This is a genomic window from Klebsiella scottii (assembly GCF_036561945.1).
GTDB lineage: Bacteria > Pseudomonadota > Gammaproteobacteria > Enterobacterales > Enterobacteriaceae > Klebsiella > Klebsiella scottii.
This window is the reverse complement of sequence record NZ_JARXNI010000019.1, coordinates 308722-327168: the sequence shown is the minus strand read 5'-3', so window position 1 is coordinate 327168 and position 18447 is coordinate 308722. Positions and strand designations below refer to the sequence as shown.

At 57.0% G+C, this 18447-nt stretch carries 21 protein-coding genes; 16 read left to right on the top strand and 5 right to left on the bottom strand.

Features of this window, described 5'->3' with window-relative positions:
• Positions 1-164: 164 nt before the first annotated feature.
• The 8 genes from metK (at position 165) to ruvX (ending at position 7674) form a co-directional block, all read left to right on the top strand.
• The gene (gene metK, locus QFI97_RS05335; protein WP_095099323.1) at positions 165-1319 is read left to right on the top strand and encodes a methionine adenosyltransferase; all 1155 of its coding nucleotides are present in this window, start codon (positions 165-167) and stop codon (positions 1317-1319) included.
• Between the two features lie 401 nt (positions 1320-1720).
• Positions 1721-3115, top strand: a complete 1395-nt coding sequence (locus QFI97_RS05330) for a sugar porter family MFS transporter (RefSeq protein ID WP_095099325.1) — start codon at positions 1721-1723, stop codon at positions 3113-3115.
• Positions 3116-3193: 78 nt separating this feature from the next.
• Entirely contained in the window at positions 3194-3694 is a 501-nt protein-coding gene (locus QFI97_RS05325; RefSeq protein ID WP_095099327.1) for a SprT family zinc-dependent metalloprotease, read from the top strand.
• A gap of 94 nt (positions 3695-3788) precedes the next feature.
• Positions 3789-4496 carry a deoxyribonuclease I gene (endA, locus tag QFI97_RS05320; RefSeq protein ID WP_346430671.1) on the top strand — a complete coding sequence of 236 codons (708 nt, stop codon included), beginning with the start codon at positions 3789-3791 and terminating at the stop codon, positions 4494-4496.
• A gap of 93 nt (positions 4497-4589) precedes the next feature.
• Positions 4590-5321 carry a 16S rRNA (uracil(1498)-N(3))-methyltransferase gene (gene rsmE, locus QFI97_RS05315; RefSeq protein WP_159237129.1) on the top strand — a complete coding sequence of 244 codons (732 nt, stop codon included), beginning with the start codon at positions 4590-4592 and terminating at the stop codon, positions 5319-5321.
• 20 nt (positions 5322-5341) lie between these two features.
• Entirely contained in the window at positions 5342-6289 is a 948-nt protein-coding gene (gene gshB / locus QFI97_RS05310) for a glutathione synthase (RefSeq protein WP_331834858.1), read from the top strand.
• A 405-nt stretch (positions 6290-6694) separates the two neighbouring features.
• A complete protein-coding gene (locus QFI97_RS05305) occupies positions 6695-7258 on the top strand; it encodes a YqgE/AlgH family protein (RefSeq protein ID WP_041147199.1) in 564 nt (187 codons plus the stop codon).
• Positions 7258-7674, top strand: a complete 417-nt coding sequence (gene ruvX, locus QFI97_RS05300; RefSeq protein ID WP_095099338.1) for a Holliday junction resolvase RuvX — start codon at positions 7258-7260, stop codon at positions 7672-7674. Before QFI97_RS05305 ends, ruvX begins: the two co-directional genes overlap by 1 nt.
• Before the next feature lie 47 nt (positions 7675-7721).
• On the opposite strand, the gene QFI97_RS05295 is transcribed toward ruvX, so the two are convergent.
• Both QFI97_RS05295 and QFI97_RS05290 read right to left on the bottom strand, forming a co-directional pair.
• On the bottom strand, positions 7722-8375 hold the full coding sequence (locus QFI97_RS05295) for a LuxR C-terminal-related transcriptional regulator (RefSeq protein WP_346430670.1): 654 nt from the start codon (positions 8373-8375) through the stop codon (positions 7722-7724).
• Between the two features lie 347 nt (positions 8376-8722).
• Positions 8723-9703: a type IV pilus twitching motility protein PilT gene (locus QFI97_RS05290; RefSeq protein ID WP_346430669.1), complete on the bottom strand. Its 981-nt coding sequence runs from the start codon at positions 9701-9703 to the stop codon at positions 8723-8725.
• A 16-nt stretch (positions 9704-9719) separates the two neighbouring features.
• Between QFI97_RS05290 and QFI97_RS05285 the strand changes: the two genes are divergently transcribed.
• The 8 genes from QFI97_RS05285 (at position 9720) to QFI97_RS05250 (ending at position 16534) form a co-directional block, all read left to right on the top strand.
• On the top strand, positions 9720-10424 hold the full coding sequence (locus tag QFI97_RS05285) for a YggS family pyridoxal phosphate-dependent enzyme (RefSeq protein ID WP_095099346.1): 705 nt from the start codon (positions 9720-9722) through the stop codon (positions 10422-10424).
• A gap of 17 nt (positions 10425-10441) precedes the next feature.
• On the top strand, positions 10442-11008 hold the full coding sequence (locus tag QFI97_RS05280; protein ID WP_041147204.1) for a YggT family protein: 567 nt from the start codon (positions 10442-10444) through the stop codon (positions 11006-11008).
• Complete coding sequence (gene yggU, locus QFI97_RS05275) at positions 11005-11295, top strand: DUF167 family protein YggU (RefSeq protein WP_041147205.1); 291 nt, start codon at positions 11005-11007, stop codon at positions 11293-11295. The genes QFI97_RS05280 and yggU overlap by 4 nt, the downstream gene beginning before the upstream one ends.
• Before the next feature lie 26 nt (positions 11296-11321).
• Positions 11322-11915, top strand: a complete 594-nt coding sequence (locus tag QFI97_RS05270) for an XTP/dITP diphosphatase (protein WP_095099349.1) — start codon at positions 11322-11324, stop codon at positions 11913-11915.
• On the top strand, positions 11908-13047 hold the full coding sequence (gene hemW / locus QFI97_RS05265; RefSeq protein WP_095099352.1) for a radical SAM family heme chaperone HemW: 1140 nt from the start codon (positions 11908-11910) through the stop codon (positions 13045-13047). Before QFI97_RS05270 ends, hemW begins: the two co-directional genes overlap by 8 nt.
• Positions 13048-13360: 313 nt before the next feature.
• Positions 13361-14407 carry a substrate-binding domain-containing protein gene (locus QFI97_RS05260; protein WP_346430668.1) on the top strand — a complete coding sequence of 349 codons (1047 nt, stop codon included), beginning with the start codon at positions 13361-13363 and terminating at the stop codon, positions 14405-14407.
• 62 nt (positions 14408-14469) lie between these two features.
• Positions 14470-15282, top strand: a complete 813-nt coding sequence (locus QFI97_RS05255; RefSeq protein WP_095099358.1) for an ATP-binding cassette domain-containing protein — start codon at positions 14470-14472, stop codon at positions 15280-15282.
• A 4-nt stretch (positions 15283-15286) separates the two neighbouring features.
• Complete coding sequence (locus tag QFI97_RS05250; protein WP_095099361.1) at positions 15287-16534, top strand: sugar ABC transporter permease; 1248 nt, start codon at positions 15287-15289, stop codon at positions 16532-16534.
• Between the two features lie 61 nt (positions 16535-16595).
• Here QFI97_RS05250 and QFI97_RS05245 read toward each other — a convergent pair whose 3' ends face one another.
• The 3 genes from QFI97_RS05245 to trmB are packed head-to-tail and all read right to left on the bottom strand — an operon-like array spanning position 16596 to position 18411.
• Positions 16596-17315: a YggN family protein gene (locus QFI97_RS05245; RefSeq protein WP_095099364.1), complete on the bottom strand. Its 720-nt coding sequence runs from the start codon at positions 17313-17315 to the stop codon at positions 16596-16598.
• A 50-nt stretch (positions 17316-17365) separates the two neighbouring features.
• Positions 17366-17692, bottom strand: a complete 327-nt coding sequence (locus tag QFI97_RS05240) for a YggL family protein (protein ID WP_095099367.1) — start codon at positions 17690-17692, stop codon at positions 17366-17368.
• Entirely contained in the window at positions 17692-18411 is a 720-nt protein-coding gene (gene trmB / locus QFI97_RS05235; RefSeq protein ID WP_346430667.1) for a tRNA (guanosine(46)-N7)-methyltransferase TrmB, read from the bottom strand. Before trmB ends, QFI97_RS05240 begins: the two co-directional genes overlap by 1 nt.
• Between the last annotated feature and the right edge of the window lie 36 nt (positions 18412-18447).

Sequence of the window (18447 nt, the reverse complement as noted above, 5' to 3'; positions counted from 1 at the left end):
GATTAAGATTTGACCTAAAATAGCCGTCCAGAAGTTAATCCGTCTATACTGATTAACACTCAGACTGCTCGTGTCACTACCTGCAAGCTTTGGTAGAGTCGTCTAACAAAGCCTCTCCACACAACAGTATGAGCTATACGAATACTCCACAGGTAAAATAAAACATGGCAAAACACCTCTTTACGTCCGAGTCCGTATCAGAAGGGCATCCAGACAAAATTGCTGACCAAATCTCCGATGCCGTGCTTGACGCGATCCTTGAACAGGATCCGAAGGCCCGCGTCGCGTGTGAAACCTACGTCAAAACCGGCATGGTTCTGGTTGGCGGTGAAATCACCACCAGCGCATGGGTTGATATCGAAGAGATCACCCGTAATACGGTTCGTGAAATTGGCTACGTGCATTCCGATATGGGCTTTGACGCCAACTCCTGCGCCGTTCTGAGCGCAATCGGCAAGCAGTCCCCGGACATCAACCAGGGCGTTGACCGTGCCGATCCGCTGGAGCAGGGCGCGGGCGACCAGGGCCTGATGTTTGGCTATGCCACGAACGAGACCGACGTGCTGATGCCGGCGCCGATCACCTATGCTCACCGTCTGGTGCAGCGTCAGGCTGAAGTGCGTAAAAACGGCACTCTGCCGTGGCTGCGTCCGGATGCGAAGAGCCAGGTGACCTTCCAGTATGACGACGGCAAAATCGTCGGCATCGATGCGGTGGTGCTGTCGACTCAGCACGCGGAAGATATCGATCAGAAATCGCTGCAGGAAGCGGTGATGGAAGAGATCATTAAGCCGGTTCTGCCGACCGAATGGCTGAACAGCGCCACCAAATTCTTTATCAACCCGACCGGTCGCTTCGTTATCGGCGGCCCGATGGGCGACTGCGGCCTGACCGGACGTAAAATCATCGTTGATACCTACGGCGGCATGGCTCGTCACGGCGGCGGCGCGTTCTCCGGTAAGGACCCGTCTAAAGTTGACCGTTCCGCAGCTTACGCAGCGCGCTATGTAGCGAAAAACATCGTTGCCGCAGGCCTGGCCGATCGCTGTGAGATTCAGGTTTCCTACGCTATCGGCGTGGCTGAACCGACCTCTATCATGGTTGAAACCTTCGGCACCGAAAAAATTGCTTCCGAGCAGCTGACTCTGCTGGTGCGCGAATTCTTCGACCTGCGTCCGTACGGCCTGATTCAGATGCTGGATCTGCTGCACCCAATCTACAAAGAAACCGCGGCATACGGTCACTTTGGTCGCGAACATTTCCCATGGGAAAAAACCGACAAAGCTGCCCTGCTGCGCGAAGCTGCCGGCCTGAAATAAGCGCACGCTTTACCGTTTCGAAGGCCAGCCTCGCGCTGGCCTTTTTCTTTATCTCTTCTCCATACCATCCCCCTGCGCTCCGCGTCTTTCCGCTTCTCCGCTCTTATATGTCAAAAAAATGAAAGCGATTACATAAGATTAACAGCCATTAGTTAGCTGCGATGCGGCGTCAATGAAACAAAATTTCACAATGTTACATACTGTTTCAGGAAAGTCTGATTCCCGTTTTTTATCTCGTCGACTAAAATTACATATAATACTGATTTATATGTTTATTTATTGATTACGTTTCTTTACCTTAGTGTAAGCGATTACACAGCCGTGATTACAATCACATTTTTTTGCTACGCACTCCCCTACTCTAAGCATCGACAGAATCAATAACTCAACTGGAGGGCGTTATGCCTGACAACAAAAAACAAGGGCGCTCGAACAAAACGATGACGTTCTTTGTCTGTTTCCTCGCCGCACTGGCCGGCCTGCTTTTTGGCCTTGATATCGGCGTCATTGCGGGTGCCCTGCCCTTTATTGCCAACGAGTTTCAAATTACCGCTCACACTCAGGAATGGGTGGTGAGCTCGATGATGTTCGGCGCCGCGGTCGGCGCGGTCGGCAGCGGCTGGCTCTCTTTCAAACTGGGCCGTAAGAAAAGCCTGATGATCGGCGCGATCCTGTTCGTTGTCGGCTCCCTGTGCTCCGCCGCCGCGCCGAACGTTGAAGTGCTGCTGATTTCCCGCGTACTGCTCGGCCTCGCGGTGGGCGTCGCCTCCTACACCGCCCCGCTGTACCTGTCCGAAATTGCGCCGGAGAAAATCCGCGGCAGCATGATCTCGATGTATCAGCTGATGATCACCATCGGTATTCTCGGCGCCTATCTGTCGGATACCGCGTTCAGCTACAGCGGCGCATGGCGCTGGATGCTCGGGGTTATAATCATCCCGGCCATTCTGCTGCTGATTGGCGTTTTCTTCCTGCCGGACAGCCCGCGCTGGTTTGCCGCCAAACGCCGCTTTGTCGACGCTGAGCGCGTGCTGCTGCGCCTGCGCGATACCAGCGCGGAAGCCAAACGTGAGCTCGATGAAATCCGTGAAAGCCTGAAGGTCAAACAGTCCGGCTGGGAGCTGTTTAAAGAGAACAGCAACTTCCGCCGCGCGGTGTTCCTCGGCGTTCTGCTGCAGGTGATGCAGCAGTTCACCGGGATGAACGTCATCATGTACTACGCGCCGAAGATTTTTGAACTGGCGGGCTACGCCAACACCACCGAGCAGATGTGGGGGACGGTTATCGTCGGCCTGACCAACGTGCTGGCGACCTTTATCGCGATCGGCCTGGTTGACCGCTGGGGCCGTAAGCCAACGCTGATCCTCGGCTTTATCGTCATGGCCGTCGGCATGGGCGTGCTGGGCAGCATGATGCATATCGGCATCCACTCCACGATCGCACAGTACTTCTCCGTGCTGATGCTGCTGATGTTTATCGTCGGCTTCGCCATGAGCGCAGGCCCGCTGATCTGGGTGCTGTGTTCAGAAATTCAGCCGCTGAAGGGCCGCGATTTCGGCATCACCTGTTCCACGGCCACCAACTGGATCGCCAACATGATCGTCGGTGCGACCTTCCTGACCATGCTGAACTCGCTGGGCAGCGCGAACACCTTCTGGGTCTATGGCGGTCTGAATATCCTGTTCATCTTCCTGACCCTGTGGCTTATTCCGGAAACCAAAAACGTTTCGCTGGAACATATCGAACGTAACCTGATGAAGGGCCGCCCGCTGCGTGAAATCGGCGCTCGCGACTAGTCATCACCGCGCTTCCTCCCCCCGCGGGAGGAAGCTTCTTCTTGCTCTCATCTCCTCGCCGCACTATCCTCTGGCGCTATGAAGACACCCCGAATTCCCATCGCTACGCAGCAGGCCGTGATGCGCAGCCTGCGGGAAAAACTCGCCCTGGCGAACCTCAAGCTTGAGCGCCGCTATCCGGAACCCGCGCTGGTCTATCAGCAGCGGGGAACCTCCGCCGGCACCGCCTGGCTGGAAAAGAATGAAATTCGCCTCAACCCGGTACTGCTGCTGGAAAATCAGCAGGCGTTTATCGATGAGGTGGTGCCGCACGAGCTCGCGCACCTGCTGGTGTGGAAGCACTTCGGCCGCGTGGCGCCGCACGGCAAAGAGTGGAAATGGATGATGGAAAGCGTGCTGGAAGTGCCGGCCCGACGCACCCATCGCTTCGAACTTGATTCCGTGCGCAGAAATACCTTCCCCTACCGCTGCCAATGCCAGCAGCACCAGCTGACCGTTCGCCGTCATAATCGCGTGATGCGTGGGGAAGCAACCTACCGCTGCGTTCGCTGCGGCGATCTGCTGGTAGCTGAAGAGTAAATATCGGGTATAACTGGAAATTTTCTGATCTGACTGATTGCATCTGACAATCTCATTCGCTACGTTGCGGGCTCGTTTTGACACGGAGTTCACGATGTCCCGTACTCATATTTTTGCCGCAGCGTTGCTGACTGCGGCCTGTAGCGGTCAGGCTATGGCCGAAGGAATCAATAGTTTTTCCCAGGCAAAAGCCGCCGGAGCGAAGGTTAACGCCGATGCCCCCGGTGACTTCTACTGTGGCTGCAAAATCGACTGGCAGGGTAAAAAAGGCGTTATTAACCTGCAATCCTGCGGCTATAAGGTGCGTAAAAACGAAAACCGCGCCAGCCGCGTCGAGTGGGAGCACGTCGTTCCGGCGTGGCAGTTTGGCCACCAGCGCCAGTGCTGGCAGGACGGCGGGCGTAAAAATTGCGCCAAAGATCCGGTTTACCGCAGGATGGAAAGCGATATGCACAACCTGCAGCCGGCGGTCGGCGAGGTCAACGGCGACCGCGCTAACTATATGTACAGCCAGTGGAACGGCGGCGAAGGCCAGTACGGTCAGTGCGCGATGAAGGTGGATTTTAAAGAGAAGGTTGCCGAGCCGCCGGTGCGCGCTCGCGGCGCAATTGCGCGGACCTACTTCTATATGCGCGATAGCTATCAGCTCACGCTTTCCCGTCAGCAAACCCAGCTTTTTAGCGCCTGGAATAAGACCTACCCGGTAACCCGCTGGGAGTGCGAACGCGATGAGCGTATCGCTAAAGTTCAGGGCAACCACAATCCTTACGTCCAGCAGGCTTGCCAGGCGCAAAAGAGCTAACCTACACTAGCGGCAATTGTTAATTTGCAGGTCCCGCTATTCTCCCGCGACCGCGGGAAAGAGAGGACCTGCGCGAAGAACGGAATATCAAGCATGCGCACTCCCCGCATCCACCACCCTGAGCCGATTATCGTCGGTAGCCAGATAGCCCTTTCCGACGACGCGGCGAACCACGTTGGCCGCGTATTGCGAATGGGTAAAGGCCAGGCCATTCAGCTTTTTGACGGTAGTAATCAGGTATTTGCAGCCACTATCGTCGACGCGGGCAAGAAAAACGTGACGGTTGAGATCGTCAGCGGCGAGAGGGACGATCGCGAATCGCCGCTGCATATTCACCTCGGCCAGGTGATGTCGCGCGGCGAAAAAATGGAATTCACCATCCAGAAATCGATCGAGCTCGGAGTAAGCCTCATTACGCCACTGTTTTCCGAGCGCTGCGGCGTTAAACTGGATGCCGAACGCTTGCAGAAGAAGATCCAGCAGTGGCAAAAAATCGCCATTGCCGCCTGCGAGCAGAGCGGCCGCAACGTGGTGCCAGAGATTCGCCCGGCCATGCAGCTGGAGGCCTGGTGTGCGGAGCAGGATGATAGCCTGAAGCTGAACCTGCACCCTCGCGCCAGCGCCAGCATTAACACGCTGCCGCTGCCGGTGGAGCGCATTCGTCTGCTGATTGGCCCTGAAGGGGGGCTGTCAGCGGAAGAGATCGCGATGACCGCTCGTTACCAGTTTACTGATATTCTGTTGGGACCGCGCGTTCTGCGTACAGAGACAACTGCGCTAACTGCCATTACCGCGCTACAGGTGCGTTTTGGCGACTTAGGTTGAAGCGTTAACGGAGAATAATAATGATCAAGCTCGGCATCGTGATGGACCCCATCGCAACCATCAACATCAAGAAAGACACCAGCTTCGCCATGCTGCTGGAAGCCCAGCGTCGCGGCTACGAACTCCATTATATGGAGATGAACGACCTGTACTTAATCAACGGCGAGGCCCGCGCCCGTACGCGCACGCTGAGCGTAGAGCAGAACTACGACAAGTGGTACGAGTTCAGCGGCGAGCAGGATCTGCCGCTGGCGGATCTCGACGTGATTCTGATGCGTAAGGACCCACCGTTCGATACCGAGTTCATTTACGCTACCTATATTCTGGAACGCGCGGAAGATAAGGGCACGCTTATCGTCAACAAGCCGCAGAGCCTGCGCGACTGTAACGAAAAGCTGTTTACCGCCTGGTTTGCCGACCTGACGCCGGAAACGCTGGTCACCCGTAACAAGGCGCAGCTGAAAGCCTTCTGGGAAAAGCACGGCGATATTATTCTCAAGCCGCTGGACGGCATGGGCGGTTCATCTATTTTCCGCGTGAAAGAGGGCGATCCTAACCTGCCGGTGATTGCGGAAACGCTGACCGATCTCGGCAGCCGCTACTGCATGGCGCAAAACTATCTGCCGGCCATCAAGGACGGCGATAAGCGCGTGCTGGTTGTCGACGGCGAGCCGGTTCCCTGGTGCCTGGCGCGTATTCCGCAGGGCGGAGAGACGCGCGGTAACCTCGCCGCCGGTGGTCGCGGCGAAGCGCGCCCGCTAACCGAGAGCGATTGGGCAATCGCCCGCCGCGTCGGCCCTACGCTGAAGGCCAAGGGCCTGATTTTCGTCGGTCTGGATATCATCGGCGATCGCCTGACGGAAATTAACGTCACCAGCCCAACCTGCGTGCGCGAGATTGAGGCGGCCTTCCCGATCTCCATCACCGGCATGCTGATGGACGCCATTGAGAAGCGCATCGCTAAGTAAGCCCGAGGCTCACGGATGAGCCAGTTGAAAACGCAGCGTCCTTGTTGCATCCGGGACAAGCCAGCTTGCTTCAACGAAAGCTAAAGAGTAAAGGGGCCAACGCCCCTTTACTCTTTTGTTCTCTTGCTCTTTGCTCCTTGCTCTTCGCTTTTTACCCTTTATCTTTCGCTTTTTACTCTTCGCCCTTTTCGAACCGATAATCGGCCAAACTGATTCAACGAAAGATTTCAGGTTACAGGAAGGCGGCGACGCAGCGAGCGCCCGGGAGCATAGTTTACTATGTGACCGGGGCGAGTGAGGAAGCCAACGCACCTGTAGCGTGAAAGATAAAGTTGAATCGACAGAGCGGCACTTTGCCCGCATACTAGGTGCTGCTTTTTTGAACCAGGAACAGAACCTCTGACAATGAATTTACAGCATCACTTTTTGATTGCCATGCCTGCTCTTCAGGACCCCATATTCCGCCGCTCCGTGGTTTATATCTGCGAGTACAACGATGATGGTGCCATGGGTATTATCGTCAACAAACCGCTGGAAAATCTGCAGATTGACGGGATTCTGGAGAAGCTGAAAATTGTCGCTGAGCCGCGCAATCCCGATATTCGCCTCGATAAGCCGGTCATGCTTGGCGGCCCGCTGGCGGAAGATCGCGGCTTTATTCTGCACTCGCCGCCCTCTGATTTCTCTTCCAGTATCCGTATTTCCGACAATACCGTGATCACCACGTCGCGGGACGTGCTGGAAACCCTCGGAACCGATAAACAGCCGAGCAACGTACTGGTCGCGCTGGGCTACGCCTCCTGGGAGAAGGGACAGCTGGAGCAGGAGCTGCTTGATAACGCCTGGCTCACCGCCCCGGCCGATCAGAATATTTTGTTTAAAACGCCGATAGCCGATCGCTGGCGCGAAGCGGCAAAGCTGATTGGGATCGATATTGTGACGATGCCCGGCGTTGCGGGGCACGCATAATGAGCGGAACCTTACTGGGCTTTGATTTTGGCACCAAAAGCATCGGCGTCGCGATAGGGCAACGCATTACCGGCACCGCCCGCCCTCTTCCTGCGCTCAAAGCGCAGGATGGAAAACCGGACTGGAACGTTATCGAAAAGCTGCTGAAAGAGTGGCAGCCGGAAGCCGTTATCGTCGGCCTGCCGCTGAATATGGACGGCACCGAGCAGCCGCTAACCGCGCGCGCGCGCAACTTCGCCAATAAAATTCACGGCCGCTTTGGGGTACAGATTACCCTGCACGATGAGCGTCTGAGTACGGTGGAGGCCCGCGCCGGGCTTTTCGAGCACGGCGGATTCCGCGCCCTGAATAAAGGCAGCATCGACTCGGCCTCGGCGGTCGTTATTCTGGAAAGCTACTTCGAGCAGGGTTTTTAAGCCCGTCGATGATGGCGCCGCCGAACCGGCGCCATCATCGCTATGACCTAGTGACGGAGATGCTCGTTAGCCCAGCTCACCGCCTGGGTACGATTCTTCACGCTCAGCTTGCGAAAGACGTTATACAGATGAGTGCGCACCGTATTCTCACTAATGAACAGCGCACGAGCAATATCCATATTCGTCGCACCGCAGCGCAGCTCGTTTAAGATTTCACATTCACGTTCCGTCAGCGGAGAGCTTTCCGCCGGTACCGATGTATGATTCGCAGCGTACATCGCCGGGTGCATCACGCTCAATTCAGCCGTCTGTTGGCCGTTCAGCACGGCCTTAACGCCCTCAATTAAACGCGATTCATCATCGTCATGGCGGAAGACTCCGTAGAGCGCGGGCCACTGCGCCATCTCATAGAGTTCATACTTTTGCGCGCTGTTGATAATCAGCAGGCGCGGGTTCTCTACCTGCGATCGAATAATATCTCGCCACACTCCGTTCAGCTTTTTATTCGACACGGCAATATCAAATAATATTACGGAGCCTTTCGCTAAGCGCTGCATCAGAGGCTTATTGATATTATGCAGGGTCACCGCAATCGATAGCTTTTCCGCCAGTCTGGCGACAAAAAACTTACTCTGAATCGAGGGATGAGTAATAAAGACAATCTGCCGAGAATGATTTGAATTACCTGATAAATTAATCACTTAAAACTCTCCTTAGCAAGCATCCACCATCATGGTGGTTAAATGAATTAAAAACAAAAAATCACATATCCATTAATAAACTGAAATAAGCTTACATAATAAAAAAAATATTTTATGGGAATCATCCTATGCCCATAAACAGCATAAGTCGAATTCATTAAAAGTGTCAAAAGATAATCTAAATTTTTTCCCATTTCTGCGAGGATAATGTCTAAATCAATTCCCGCCGCTCATTATTCTGCGTCAATCATTTACGTTCATCTATATTTATAATCAATATCAAAGAACATTAATAAAACATTACGATAACAACAAACTGGCATGACGACTGAATATTAAACCTCCGGCTACAGGCGGCCTGATGACACACGCTGTTGAAAACTTTGCGTAAAAGTCTGCATCCCGCTCTGCTGTCCGGTCTGCATCACTCCGGGTAATTGATGGGTTTTACCTTCGCGGATCAAATTTGCCACCGCCGGTGTATTTACCAAAAGCTCGAATAGCGCAACTCTCCCGCCAGATATATCCGGCAATAATTTTTGTGCCAGTACGGCGCATAAACTTCCCGCCAGCTGGCCGCGAACCTGATCTTTTTCCTGAGCAGGAAAAACGTCAACCAGGCGCTCAACCGCCTGCGCGGCCCCGCGGGTATGCAACGTGGCCATCACCAGGTGCCCGGTCTCCGCCGCCGTCAGCGCCAGGCGGATGGTCTCGCTGTCGCGCAGCTCGCCCAGCAAAATGACGTCCGGGTCCTGGCGCAGCGCCACCCGCAGCGCCGCCGCAAACGACGGGGCGTGGCGGCCAATTTCGCGCTGCTGGACCAGGCATCGTTCGCTGTCATGGACAAACTCCACCGGGTCCTCAAGGGTCAGGATATGGCCATCGAGGCGCTGATTGAGATAGCCAACCATCGCCGCGAGGGTGGTCGATTTACCGCTGCCGGTAGCGCCGGTCACGAGGATCAGCCCGCTCTCTTCATTGAGCAGCTCGGTTAGCGCGGCGGGGACGCTCAGTTCATCAAGCCGCGGGCAGGCTTCCGGCAGCAGGCGCAGCGCCAGCGACAGCCCGCGCGTGTGGGCGAATGCGCTGGCGCGCAGGCGCGGCCCGCCGGGTAGCGCCAGCGCAAAATCAACCTGTCCGCCGGCCTGCCACTGGGCCTGATGTTCATCATTGAGCCACTGCGCGAGTATTTTGCCGATCTCCGGCGACGTAAAGGGCGCGGGCTCCAGCCTCCCCTGGCGACGCCAGCGCGGCGCCGAGGCATTGCACAGGTGTAGATCGGAGACGTTATGCTTTACACTAAGGGCCACTATTTCTTCCAGCTCCATAACTCATCCTCGGAATATGAACGATATTGCGCATAACCTGGCACAGGTCCGGGACAAAATCTCAGGCGCTGCCGCTCGCTGCGGCCGCTCGCCAGAAGAAGTTACGCTGCTTGCAGTCAGTAAAACCAAACCTGCGAGCGCGGTTGAAGAAGCGGTGGCTGCCGGTCAGAGGGCGTTCGGTGAAAACTACGTGCAGGAAGGGGTGGAAAAAATTCGCCACTTTCAGGATGCCGGGGTTCGCCATCTACAGTGGCACTTTATTGGCCCGCTGCAGTCCAACAAAAGTCGTCTGGTGGCGGAACATTTCGACTGGTGCCACACCGTCGACCGGCTGAAGATCGCCGCCCGGCTTAGCGAGCAGCGTCCGGCGCATTTGCCGCCGCTTAACGTGTTGATTCAAATTAATATCAGCGACGAGCAAAGCAAATCAGGGATCCCGCCTGAGGAGCTGGATGCATTGGCGGCAGAGATAGACGCCCTGCCGAATCTGCAGCTGCGCGGATTAATGGCCATCCCGGCCCCAGAGTCAGAGTATGTAAGGCAGTTTGCCGTCGCCCAACAAATGGCGGTAGCATTTGCGCGACTTAAGGCGCACTACCCTGCGGTCGATACGCTGTCTCTGGGAATGTCGGATGATATGGAAGCCGCTATCGCGGCGGGAAGCACTATGGTGCGCATCGGTACCGCAATCTTCGGTGCGCGCGACTACAGCAAAAATTAAGGAATCTGAGGAACGCCATGAAGACGTTGACTTTCCTGCTTTCAACGGTCATTGAACTCTACACCATGATCATGTTGTTACGCGTCTGGATGCAGTGGGCTCGCTGCGACTTTTACAACCCCTTCTCGCAGTTTGTGGTGAAGGCAACCCAGCCTGTCGTTGGGCCGCTGCGCCGCATTATCCCGGCCCTGGGGCCGCTCGACAGCGCCTCGATGCTGCTGGCCTTTATTCTCTGCGTCATCAAAGCCATCGTGCTGTTTATGGTGGTCACCTTCCAGCCGATCATCTGGATTTCCGCGCTGCTGATCCTGATTAAGACTATCGGCCTGCTGATTTTCTGGGTGCTGCTGCTGATGGCGATTATGAGCTGGGTGAGCCAGGGCCGCAGCCCGGTTGAATACGTGCTGATGCAGCTCGCCGACCCGCTGCTGCGCCCTATTCGCAAGCTGCTGCCGTCAATGGGCGGGATCGACTTCTCGCCGATGGTGCTGGTTCTGCTGCTGTACGTGATTAACATGGGCATTTCCGAACTGCTGCAGGCAACCGGTAACGTTCTGCTTCCGGGGCTGTGGATGGCGCTATGAGTGCCGTCGAAGCCTGCGCCGACGGGCTGGTCTTGCGGCTGTATATTCAGCCCAAGGCCAGCCGTGATAGCATCGTTGGTTTACATGGCGACGAGCTCAAAGTCGCCATTACCGCCCCGCCCGTTGATGGTCAGGCAAACGCCCATCTGATTAAGTTCCTCGCCAAACAGTTTCGCGTCGCGAAAAGCCAGGTGCTTCTTGAAAAAGGCGAACTGGGCCGGCACAAGCAGATAAAAATCATTAACCCGCAACAGATCCCGACTCAGGTCGCGGCGCTGACAGAATAAGAGCCTGGCTCTAAACAGGATTAATCATGCAAAAAGTTGTTCTCGCCACCGGCAATGCCGGAAAGGTCCGCGAGCTGGCCTCGCTGCTGGAAGATTTTGGTCTGGATATCGTTGCTCAAACCGAGCTGGGAGTCGACAACGCCGAAGAAACCGGCCTGACGTTTATCGAAAACGCCATTCTGAAAGCCCGCCATGCCGCACAAATTACCGGCCTGCCGGCGATTGCCGATGACTCCGGCCTGGCGGTCGATGCGCTAGGCGGCGCGCCGGGGATCTACTCCGCGCGCTACTCCGGCGAAGATGCCAGCGACCAGCAGAACCTGGAAAAGCTGCTCGTCGCCCTGCGCGACGTCCCTGACGATAAGCGTCAGGCGCAGTTCCACTGCGTGCTGGTCTACCTGCGTCATGCCGCAGATCCAACGCCGATTGTTTGTCACGGCAGCTGGCCCGGCGTGATTGCCCGCAGCGCGGCAGGCAGCGGCGGCTTTGGCTACGATCCTATTTTCTTTGTTCCGTCTGAGGGTAAAACCGCGGCGGAGCTGAGTCGTGAAGAAAAAAGCGCGATATCCCACCGCGGGCGCGCGCTGAAACTGTTACTGGAAGCATTACGTAATGGCTAATTTGCCACCTCTGAGCCTGTATATTCACATCCCGTGGTGCGTGCAGAAGTGCCCGTACTGCGATTTTAACTCGCACGCGTTGAAAGGCGAGGTACCGCACGACGACTACGTGCAGCACCTGCTCAACGATCTGCGGGCCGACGCGCACTACGCCCAGGGCCGTGAAGTCAGGACTATTTTTATCGGCGGCGGTACGCCTAGCCTGCTCTCCGGGCCGGCGATGCGGACCCTGCTCGACGGCGTTCGCGCCTGCCTGCCGCTGGCAGCAGATGCCGAGATCACCATGGAGGCCAACCCCGGCACCGTGGAGGCCGATCGCTTTGTCGAGTATCAGCGCGCGGGGGTCAACCGGATCTCCATCGGCGTGCAAAGCTTTAGTGAGGCAAAGCTGCAGCGTCTGGGACGTATTCACGGCCCGGCCGAGGCGAAACGCGCGGCGCATCTGGCCACCGGCCTCGGTCTGCGCAGCTTCAACCTCGACCTGATGCACGGCCTGCCGGACCAGTCGCTGGATGAAGCGCTGGACGATCTGCGCCAGGCCATCGAGCTCAACCCGCCGCACCTGTCGTGGTATCAGCTGACGATTGAGCCCAATACCCTCTTCGGCTCCCGTCCGCCGGTGCTGCCGGATGACGATGCGCTGTGGGATATTTTTGAACAGGGGCATCAGCTGCTGACGGCGGCAGGCTATCAGCAGTATGAAACCTCCGCCTACGCCAAACCCGGCTACCAGTGTCAGCACAATCTTAACTACTGGCGCTTTGGCGACTACCTCGGCATCGGCTGCGGGGCGCACGGTAAGGTGACTTTCCCTGACGGACGCATTCTGCGAACGGCAAAAACGCGCCATCCGCGCGGGTACATGGAAGGCCGCTACCTTGAGCGCCAGCACGACGTCGAGGCGGCGGATAAGCCGTTCGAATTCTTTATGAACCGTTTCCGCCTGCTGGAAGCCGCGCCGCGTGACGAATTCAGCCGCTATACCGGCCTTGATGAGAGCGTGATTCGTCCGCAAATTGCCGCCGCCATCGCCCAGGGCTACCTGGCTGAAGACGCGCACTGCTGGCAGATAACCGAGCACGGTAAGCTGTTTTTAAACTCTCTGCTGGAGCTGTTTCTGAGCGAAGATTAAGCATCCGGGCGGCCCTTCGCCGCCCGTTTTTTTGCCGCACGATCCCCCTTTTCAAGGTCGTTTTTTCCTCCGCGCTTCGGTCAAAGCGCCTGCTCCTTTTTTATTCAGATCTTTGCAGCCAATCACAAATACACATCGATATTTTTCCATTTCTTGACTCCTTTTTTGCGCAGTGGTAATCCTGCTTCATCGGTTGAGCAAATGTAAAACCGAAGTATCCTACATGTGAATTATTGGTAACTCTTATTAAAAAAGTCTTTATGACGTCGGCCGAGGCCGGCGGGCTCAAGCATATAAAAAAGAGGGTAAGGCAATGAATTACCGTAAAGTTTTTATCGCACTTGCAACAATATCCGCCGGCATTACCGCTTCAGCACAGGCAGCGGAATCCGCCATGGTCGCCTTTTTAATGCCCGACCAGGCATCGACGCGCTACGAGCAGCATGATTTTCCCGGCTTCAAGGCGGAAATGAGCAAACTGTGCGCCGACTGCAAGGTCATTTATCAAAACGCCAACGCCAGCGCCACCCTGCAGCAGCAGCAGTTCAACTCGGTCATTGCCCAGGGAGCGAAAATCATCGTTCTCGATCCGGTGGACTCTTCCGCCGCCGCCGCGCTGGTTGCCAACGCCCAGGCGCAGGATGTCAAAGTGATCGCCTACGACCGCCCTATCCCGGCGAAACCGGCAGATTTCTACGTCTCGTTTGATAACGAAGGGATTGGCTATGCCATCTCTAAATCCTTGACCAGCCACCTGAAAGAGAGCGGCGTACCGCAGGATGCCGGCGTGCTGCAAATCAACGGCTCCCCTACCGACGCGGCGGCGGGACTGATCCGCGACGGTATCCACCGCGGCCTGAAAGAGTCGGGCTACAAAACCCTGGCGGAATTTGATACGCCGGAATGGGCGCCGCCAAAAGCGCAGGAGTGGGCTGCCGGGCAGATAACCCGCTTTGGTGACAAAATTAAAGGCGTGGTTGCCGCCAACGACGGCACCGGCGGCGGGGCGATTGCCGCCTTCAAAGCCGCTGGCGTCCAGCCGTTACCGCCGGTCACCGGCAATGACGCCACCATCGCCGCGCTGCAGCTCATCATTGCCGGCGACCAGTACAACACCATCTCAAAACCTTCTGAAATCGTCGCGGCGGCGGCGGCGAAAGTGGCCGTTGAGTTTATTGAGGGTAAGAAGCCTCAGGCCAGCACCACCCTGTACAACACCCCGTCGCAGCTCTTCACCCCGGCGGTGATCACCGCGAAAAATATTAAAGCGGAAATCTTCGATAAAAAGATCCAGACCTACGCTCAGGTTTGTACCGGCGAATACGCTGCAGCCTGCCAGAAGTTAGGCATCGAAAAGTAATTTTGCCCATACGCCCGTCATCCAACGGCGGGCGTAGTTTCGCAATAATTGAGGTCTCTTCCATGTCGCAAGAACAAGAGAAAGTATCGACGGCCGGGCAACCGATCCTGAAGCTAAGCAACGTCTCTAAACACTTTGGCGCCGTCTGCGCCCTGGCGGATATCGAGCTGGAGGTCCACGCCGGTGAAGTGGTGGCGCTGGTTGGCGATAACGGCGCGGGAAAATCTACGCTGGTTAAAATTCTCGCCGGCGTGCATCAGCCTACCGACGGCACCATTGAGTTCGACGGCAGGGTCGTCACGCTTGATAGTCCGGGGAAAGCGCTGGAATACGGTATCGCCACGGTTTTTCAGGATTTAGCGCTGTGCGAAAACCTGGACGTGGTGGCCAACCTGTTTTTAGGCCAGGAGATCTCGCCTTTACAGCTGGATGAGGTTGCCATGGAGGTACGGGCGTGGACGCTGCTGCAGGAGCTGGCGGCTCGTATTCCGTCGGTGCGAGAGCCCATCGCTTCGCTCTCCGGCGGCCAGCGTCAAACCGTAGCCATTGCCCGCTCTCTGCTGATGAATCCCAAAATTATCATGCTGGATGAGCCGACCGCCGCGCTCGGCGTCGCCCAGACGGCGGAAGTGCTCAACCTGATCGAGCGCGTTCGCGAACGCGGCCTCGGCGTCATTATTATCAGCCATAACATGGAAGACGTCCGGGCGGTTGCCGATCGCATCGTGGTGCTGCGCCTCGGGCGTAATAAAGGGATCTTCACCCCCGACGCCTCCAACCAGGATCTGGTCGCCGCCATTACCGGCGCAACGGAAAACGCCGTTTCGCGCCGCGTTGAACGTAAATCACAGTTAAGTTCTTCTGGAGTGATTTAATTTTATGAACAGCAAGACAGAATCCCGCCCGGCCCTGGATCGCAGCGACGAGCGCGTCCAGCACAACGATGGTCTGTTCGGCGTGGTGCGTGCGCAAATCAATCGTATCAGGACCGGCGATCTCGGCACCGCCCCGGTGATTGCCGGACTGATTGTTATCTCCCTGGTGTTTACCTGGCTCAACCCGGTGTTTATTGCGCCGAATAACCTGGTTAACCTGCTTTTTGACTGCGCCACCGTAGGCTTTATCTCTCTGGGGATCGTCTGCGTGCTGATGCTAGGGGAAATCGACCTTTCGGTAGGTTCGATGAGCGGCCTTGCCTCGGCAATCGTCGGCGTCCTGTGGGTCAACGCGGGCTGGCCGGTGGCGGCGGCTATTGGCGTGGCGCTGCTGTGCGGTATCGCCGTCGGCCTGATTTACGCTCTGCTCTATAACCGCGTCGGGATGCCGAGCTTCGTGGCGACTCTCGCCGGCCTGCTCGCGCTGCTCGGGATGCAGTTGTACATTCTTGGCCCCAGCGGCAGCATCAACCTGCCCTACGCTTCGCCGCTGGTTCGCTTCGGCCAGCTGATGGTCATGCCGGGCTGGTTCTCCCATACCCTGGCCCTTCTGCCCGGTCTGGCGCTGCTGACGTTTGGCCTTAAAACCCGCGTACGCCGCCTGCAGGCCAACCTCTCCGCGGAGTCCGTCAGCTCGCTGCTGCTGCGCGCGGCGCTGCTGACGGTGATTTTTGAGGCTGCCGTTTTCTACCTCAACCTGGGCCGCGGCGTACCGTGGATTTTCGGTCTGTTTGTCGCGGCGGCTATGGTGCTCAACTATGCGCTGAAGCGGACAAAATGGGGCCGCTCGATGTTTGCGGTCGGCGGCAACCGGGAGGCCGCGCGGCGCTCGGGGATTAACGTCAGGGCCATTTACGTCAGCGCCTTTGTGCTCTGCGCGACGCTGGCGACATTCGGGGGGATTCTGGCGGCTTCGCGCCTGGCCTCAGCCAGCCAGCAGGCCGGTACCGGCGACGTTAACCTCAACGCCATCGCCGCGGCGGTGATCGGCGGCACCAGCCTGTTTGGCGGGCGCGGCAGCGCCTGGTCCGCGCTGCTGGGGATCATCGTGATTCAGTCGATTTCGAACGGTCTGACGCTGCTGAATCTGCCGTCATCCCTGCGCTATATCATTACCGGCTGCGTGCTGGCGATTGCGGTGATTATCGACTCTCTGGCCCGCCGCTCCCGCGTATCGCACGGGCGTGCCTGAATCGAGAGGATTAAAGAGAATAGTGCGCGGCTCGGGCGTTACGGGCCGCGCAATGAAAAGGTTATTTCAGTGAACTCACCAGCGTCTTGCGGCTATCTTCAAGGGAAACCACCCGGCTGCAGACATCTTTGCCGAACTGCTGGAAATCCGCTTCCTGATTCTTCCACTCTTCCTGAATCGCCGTTTGCAGGCCACCCAGGCTACCGAGGATCCCCTGCAGCGGATTGCCGCCGCCCTTGAGAACCGCCTTCGCGCCCATCTCGTTAATGCTGTCCTGCAGGATGCCGCCCATCGCCTGATTGACCAGCTGCTGGCCGTCGGCGCGGACCTGATCGATCGCTTTATAATGGAAGGTCAGCCCATCGCTGCGGCGTTCAATAATCCGGTTCATCTGCGTTTTTAGCTGCGCGTCCAGTTTGGTCAGGCGACCGTGCATGCTGCTGCTGGTTCCCACCTGCTCGGTGATGATTTTATCCAGCGCCGTGCGGCCTTTTTCAACCCGGGCGCGCGCGCCGTCGTCAATCCACGGCAGGCTGCTGCGCAGGCTGGCCTGATAATCCTGAGCCTGCTCGCGCTGGGCCGCGTTCAGGGAATACTGTTTTCCGTTCCAGGTAAGGCTGCCGTCCGGCATAATCACCAGATCGCCGTTCTCCCCTTTCACCTGCACCTTCTGCGGGCTGAGGATCACGTCGTCACGCGGCGTGACGCTACACTGGTAGTCCGCATGCGCGGTCAAAGCGGTGACGGACAGCGCCACCGCCAGCAGCGTTTTGCGCATCATAAAGCTCCCTTCAGACAAAGCGGGTCGGCAATTGCCGACCCTTGTCAAACTTAGTCCCACCAGACGTCAAAAAGTTCGCTGGTGCGCACGTCGGCAAGCTGGCGCTCTTCCAGCCACTTGCGGACAATGGCCTGATGCTCTTCGGTGCATTTACCGATTTCCTGCATGCAGATCAGACCTTCCCAGGAGAGGTAGCCGCTGCCGTCAAACGCCAGTTTGTTCGGCTCGATCACTTCATTGATCAGGTCATTTACGGTCTGGTCGATATGCTCTTCGCTGCTCCCTTCCGGGAAACGCCAGGCGACAGAAAAGCCCATTTCCTGAAACTCGTCGATATGCATTTTCTTACGCAGACGACGGCTACGATTCTTTGCCATTATTTCACCCTCTCGAACATTAAGTCCCATACGCCGTGGCCAAGACGATGGCCACGCTGTTCAAATTTGGTTACCGGGCGCGATTCCGGGCGCGGTACATAGTCGTTGCTTTCAGACAGGTTACGATAGCCGTCGAGCGAAGACATCACTTCCAGCATATGCTCGGCATACTGCTCCCAGTCGGTCGCCATATGGAAGACGCCGCCGAGCTTGAGCTTGCTTTTCACCAGTTCAGCAAACGGCGCCTGCACGATGCGGCGTTTATTATGCCGCGCTTTATGCCACGGGTCAGGGAAAAACAGCTGCACCATATTAAGGGAGTTATCCGCAATCATGGTGTGCAACACTTCGACCGCATCGTGACACATCACGCGCAGGTTTTGTACACCCTCTTCCTCAGCGGAAGCAAGGCACGCCCCGACGCCCGGAGAGTGGACTTCAATACCGAGGAAATTCTGCTCCGGTTTCGCCTTGGCCATCGCCACCAGCGAGGCGCCCATGCCAAAACCGATCTCTAAGGTGACCGGCGCCTCGCGGCCAAACAGCGAAGCTAAATCAAGCGGCGCACCGGTGAACTCAACGCCCATCACCGGCCAGATAGTATCCAACGCGTGCTGTTGCCCTTTGGTCAGGCGGCCCTGGCGGCGGACGAAGCTACGAATGCGGCGCAGAGGACGGCCGTTTTCATCGAACTCCGGAGATATGACGTCGTTTTTCATAAAGGTTAGGTCTGCTTGTGAATGTGTGCGGAAAAC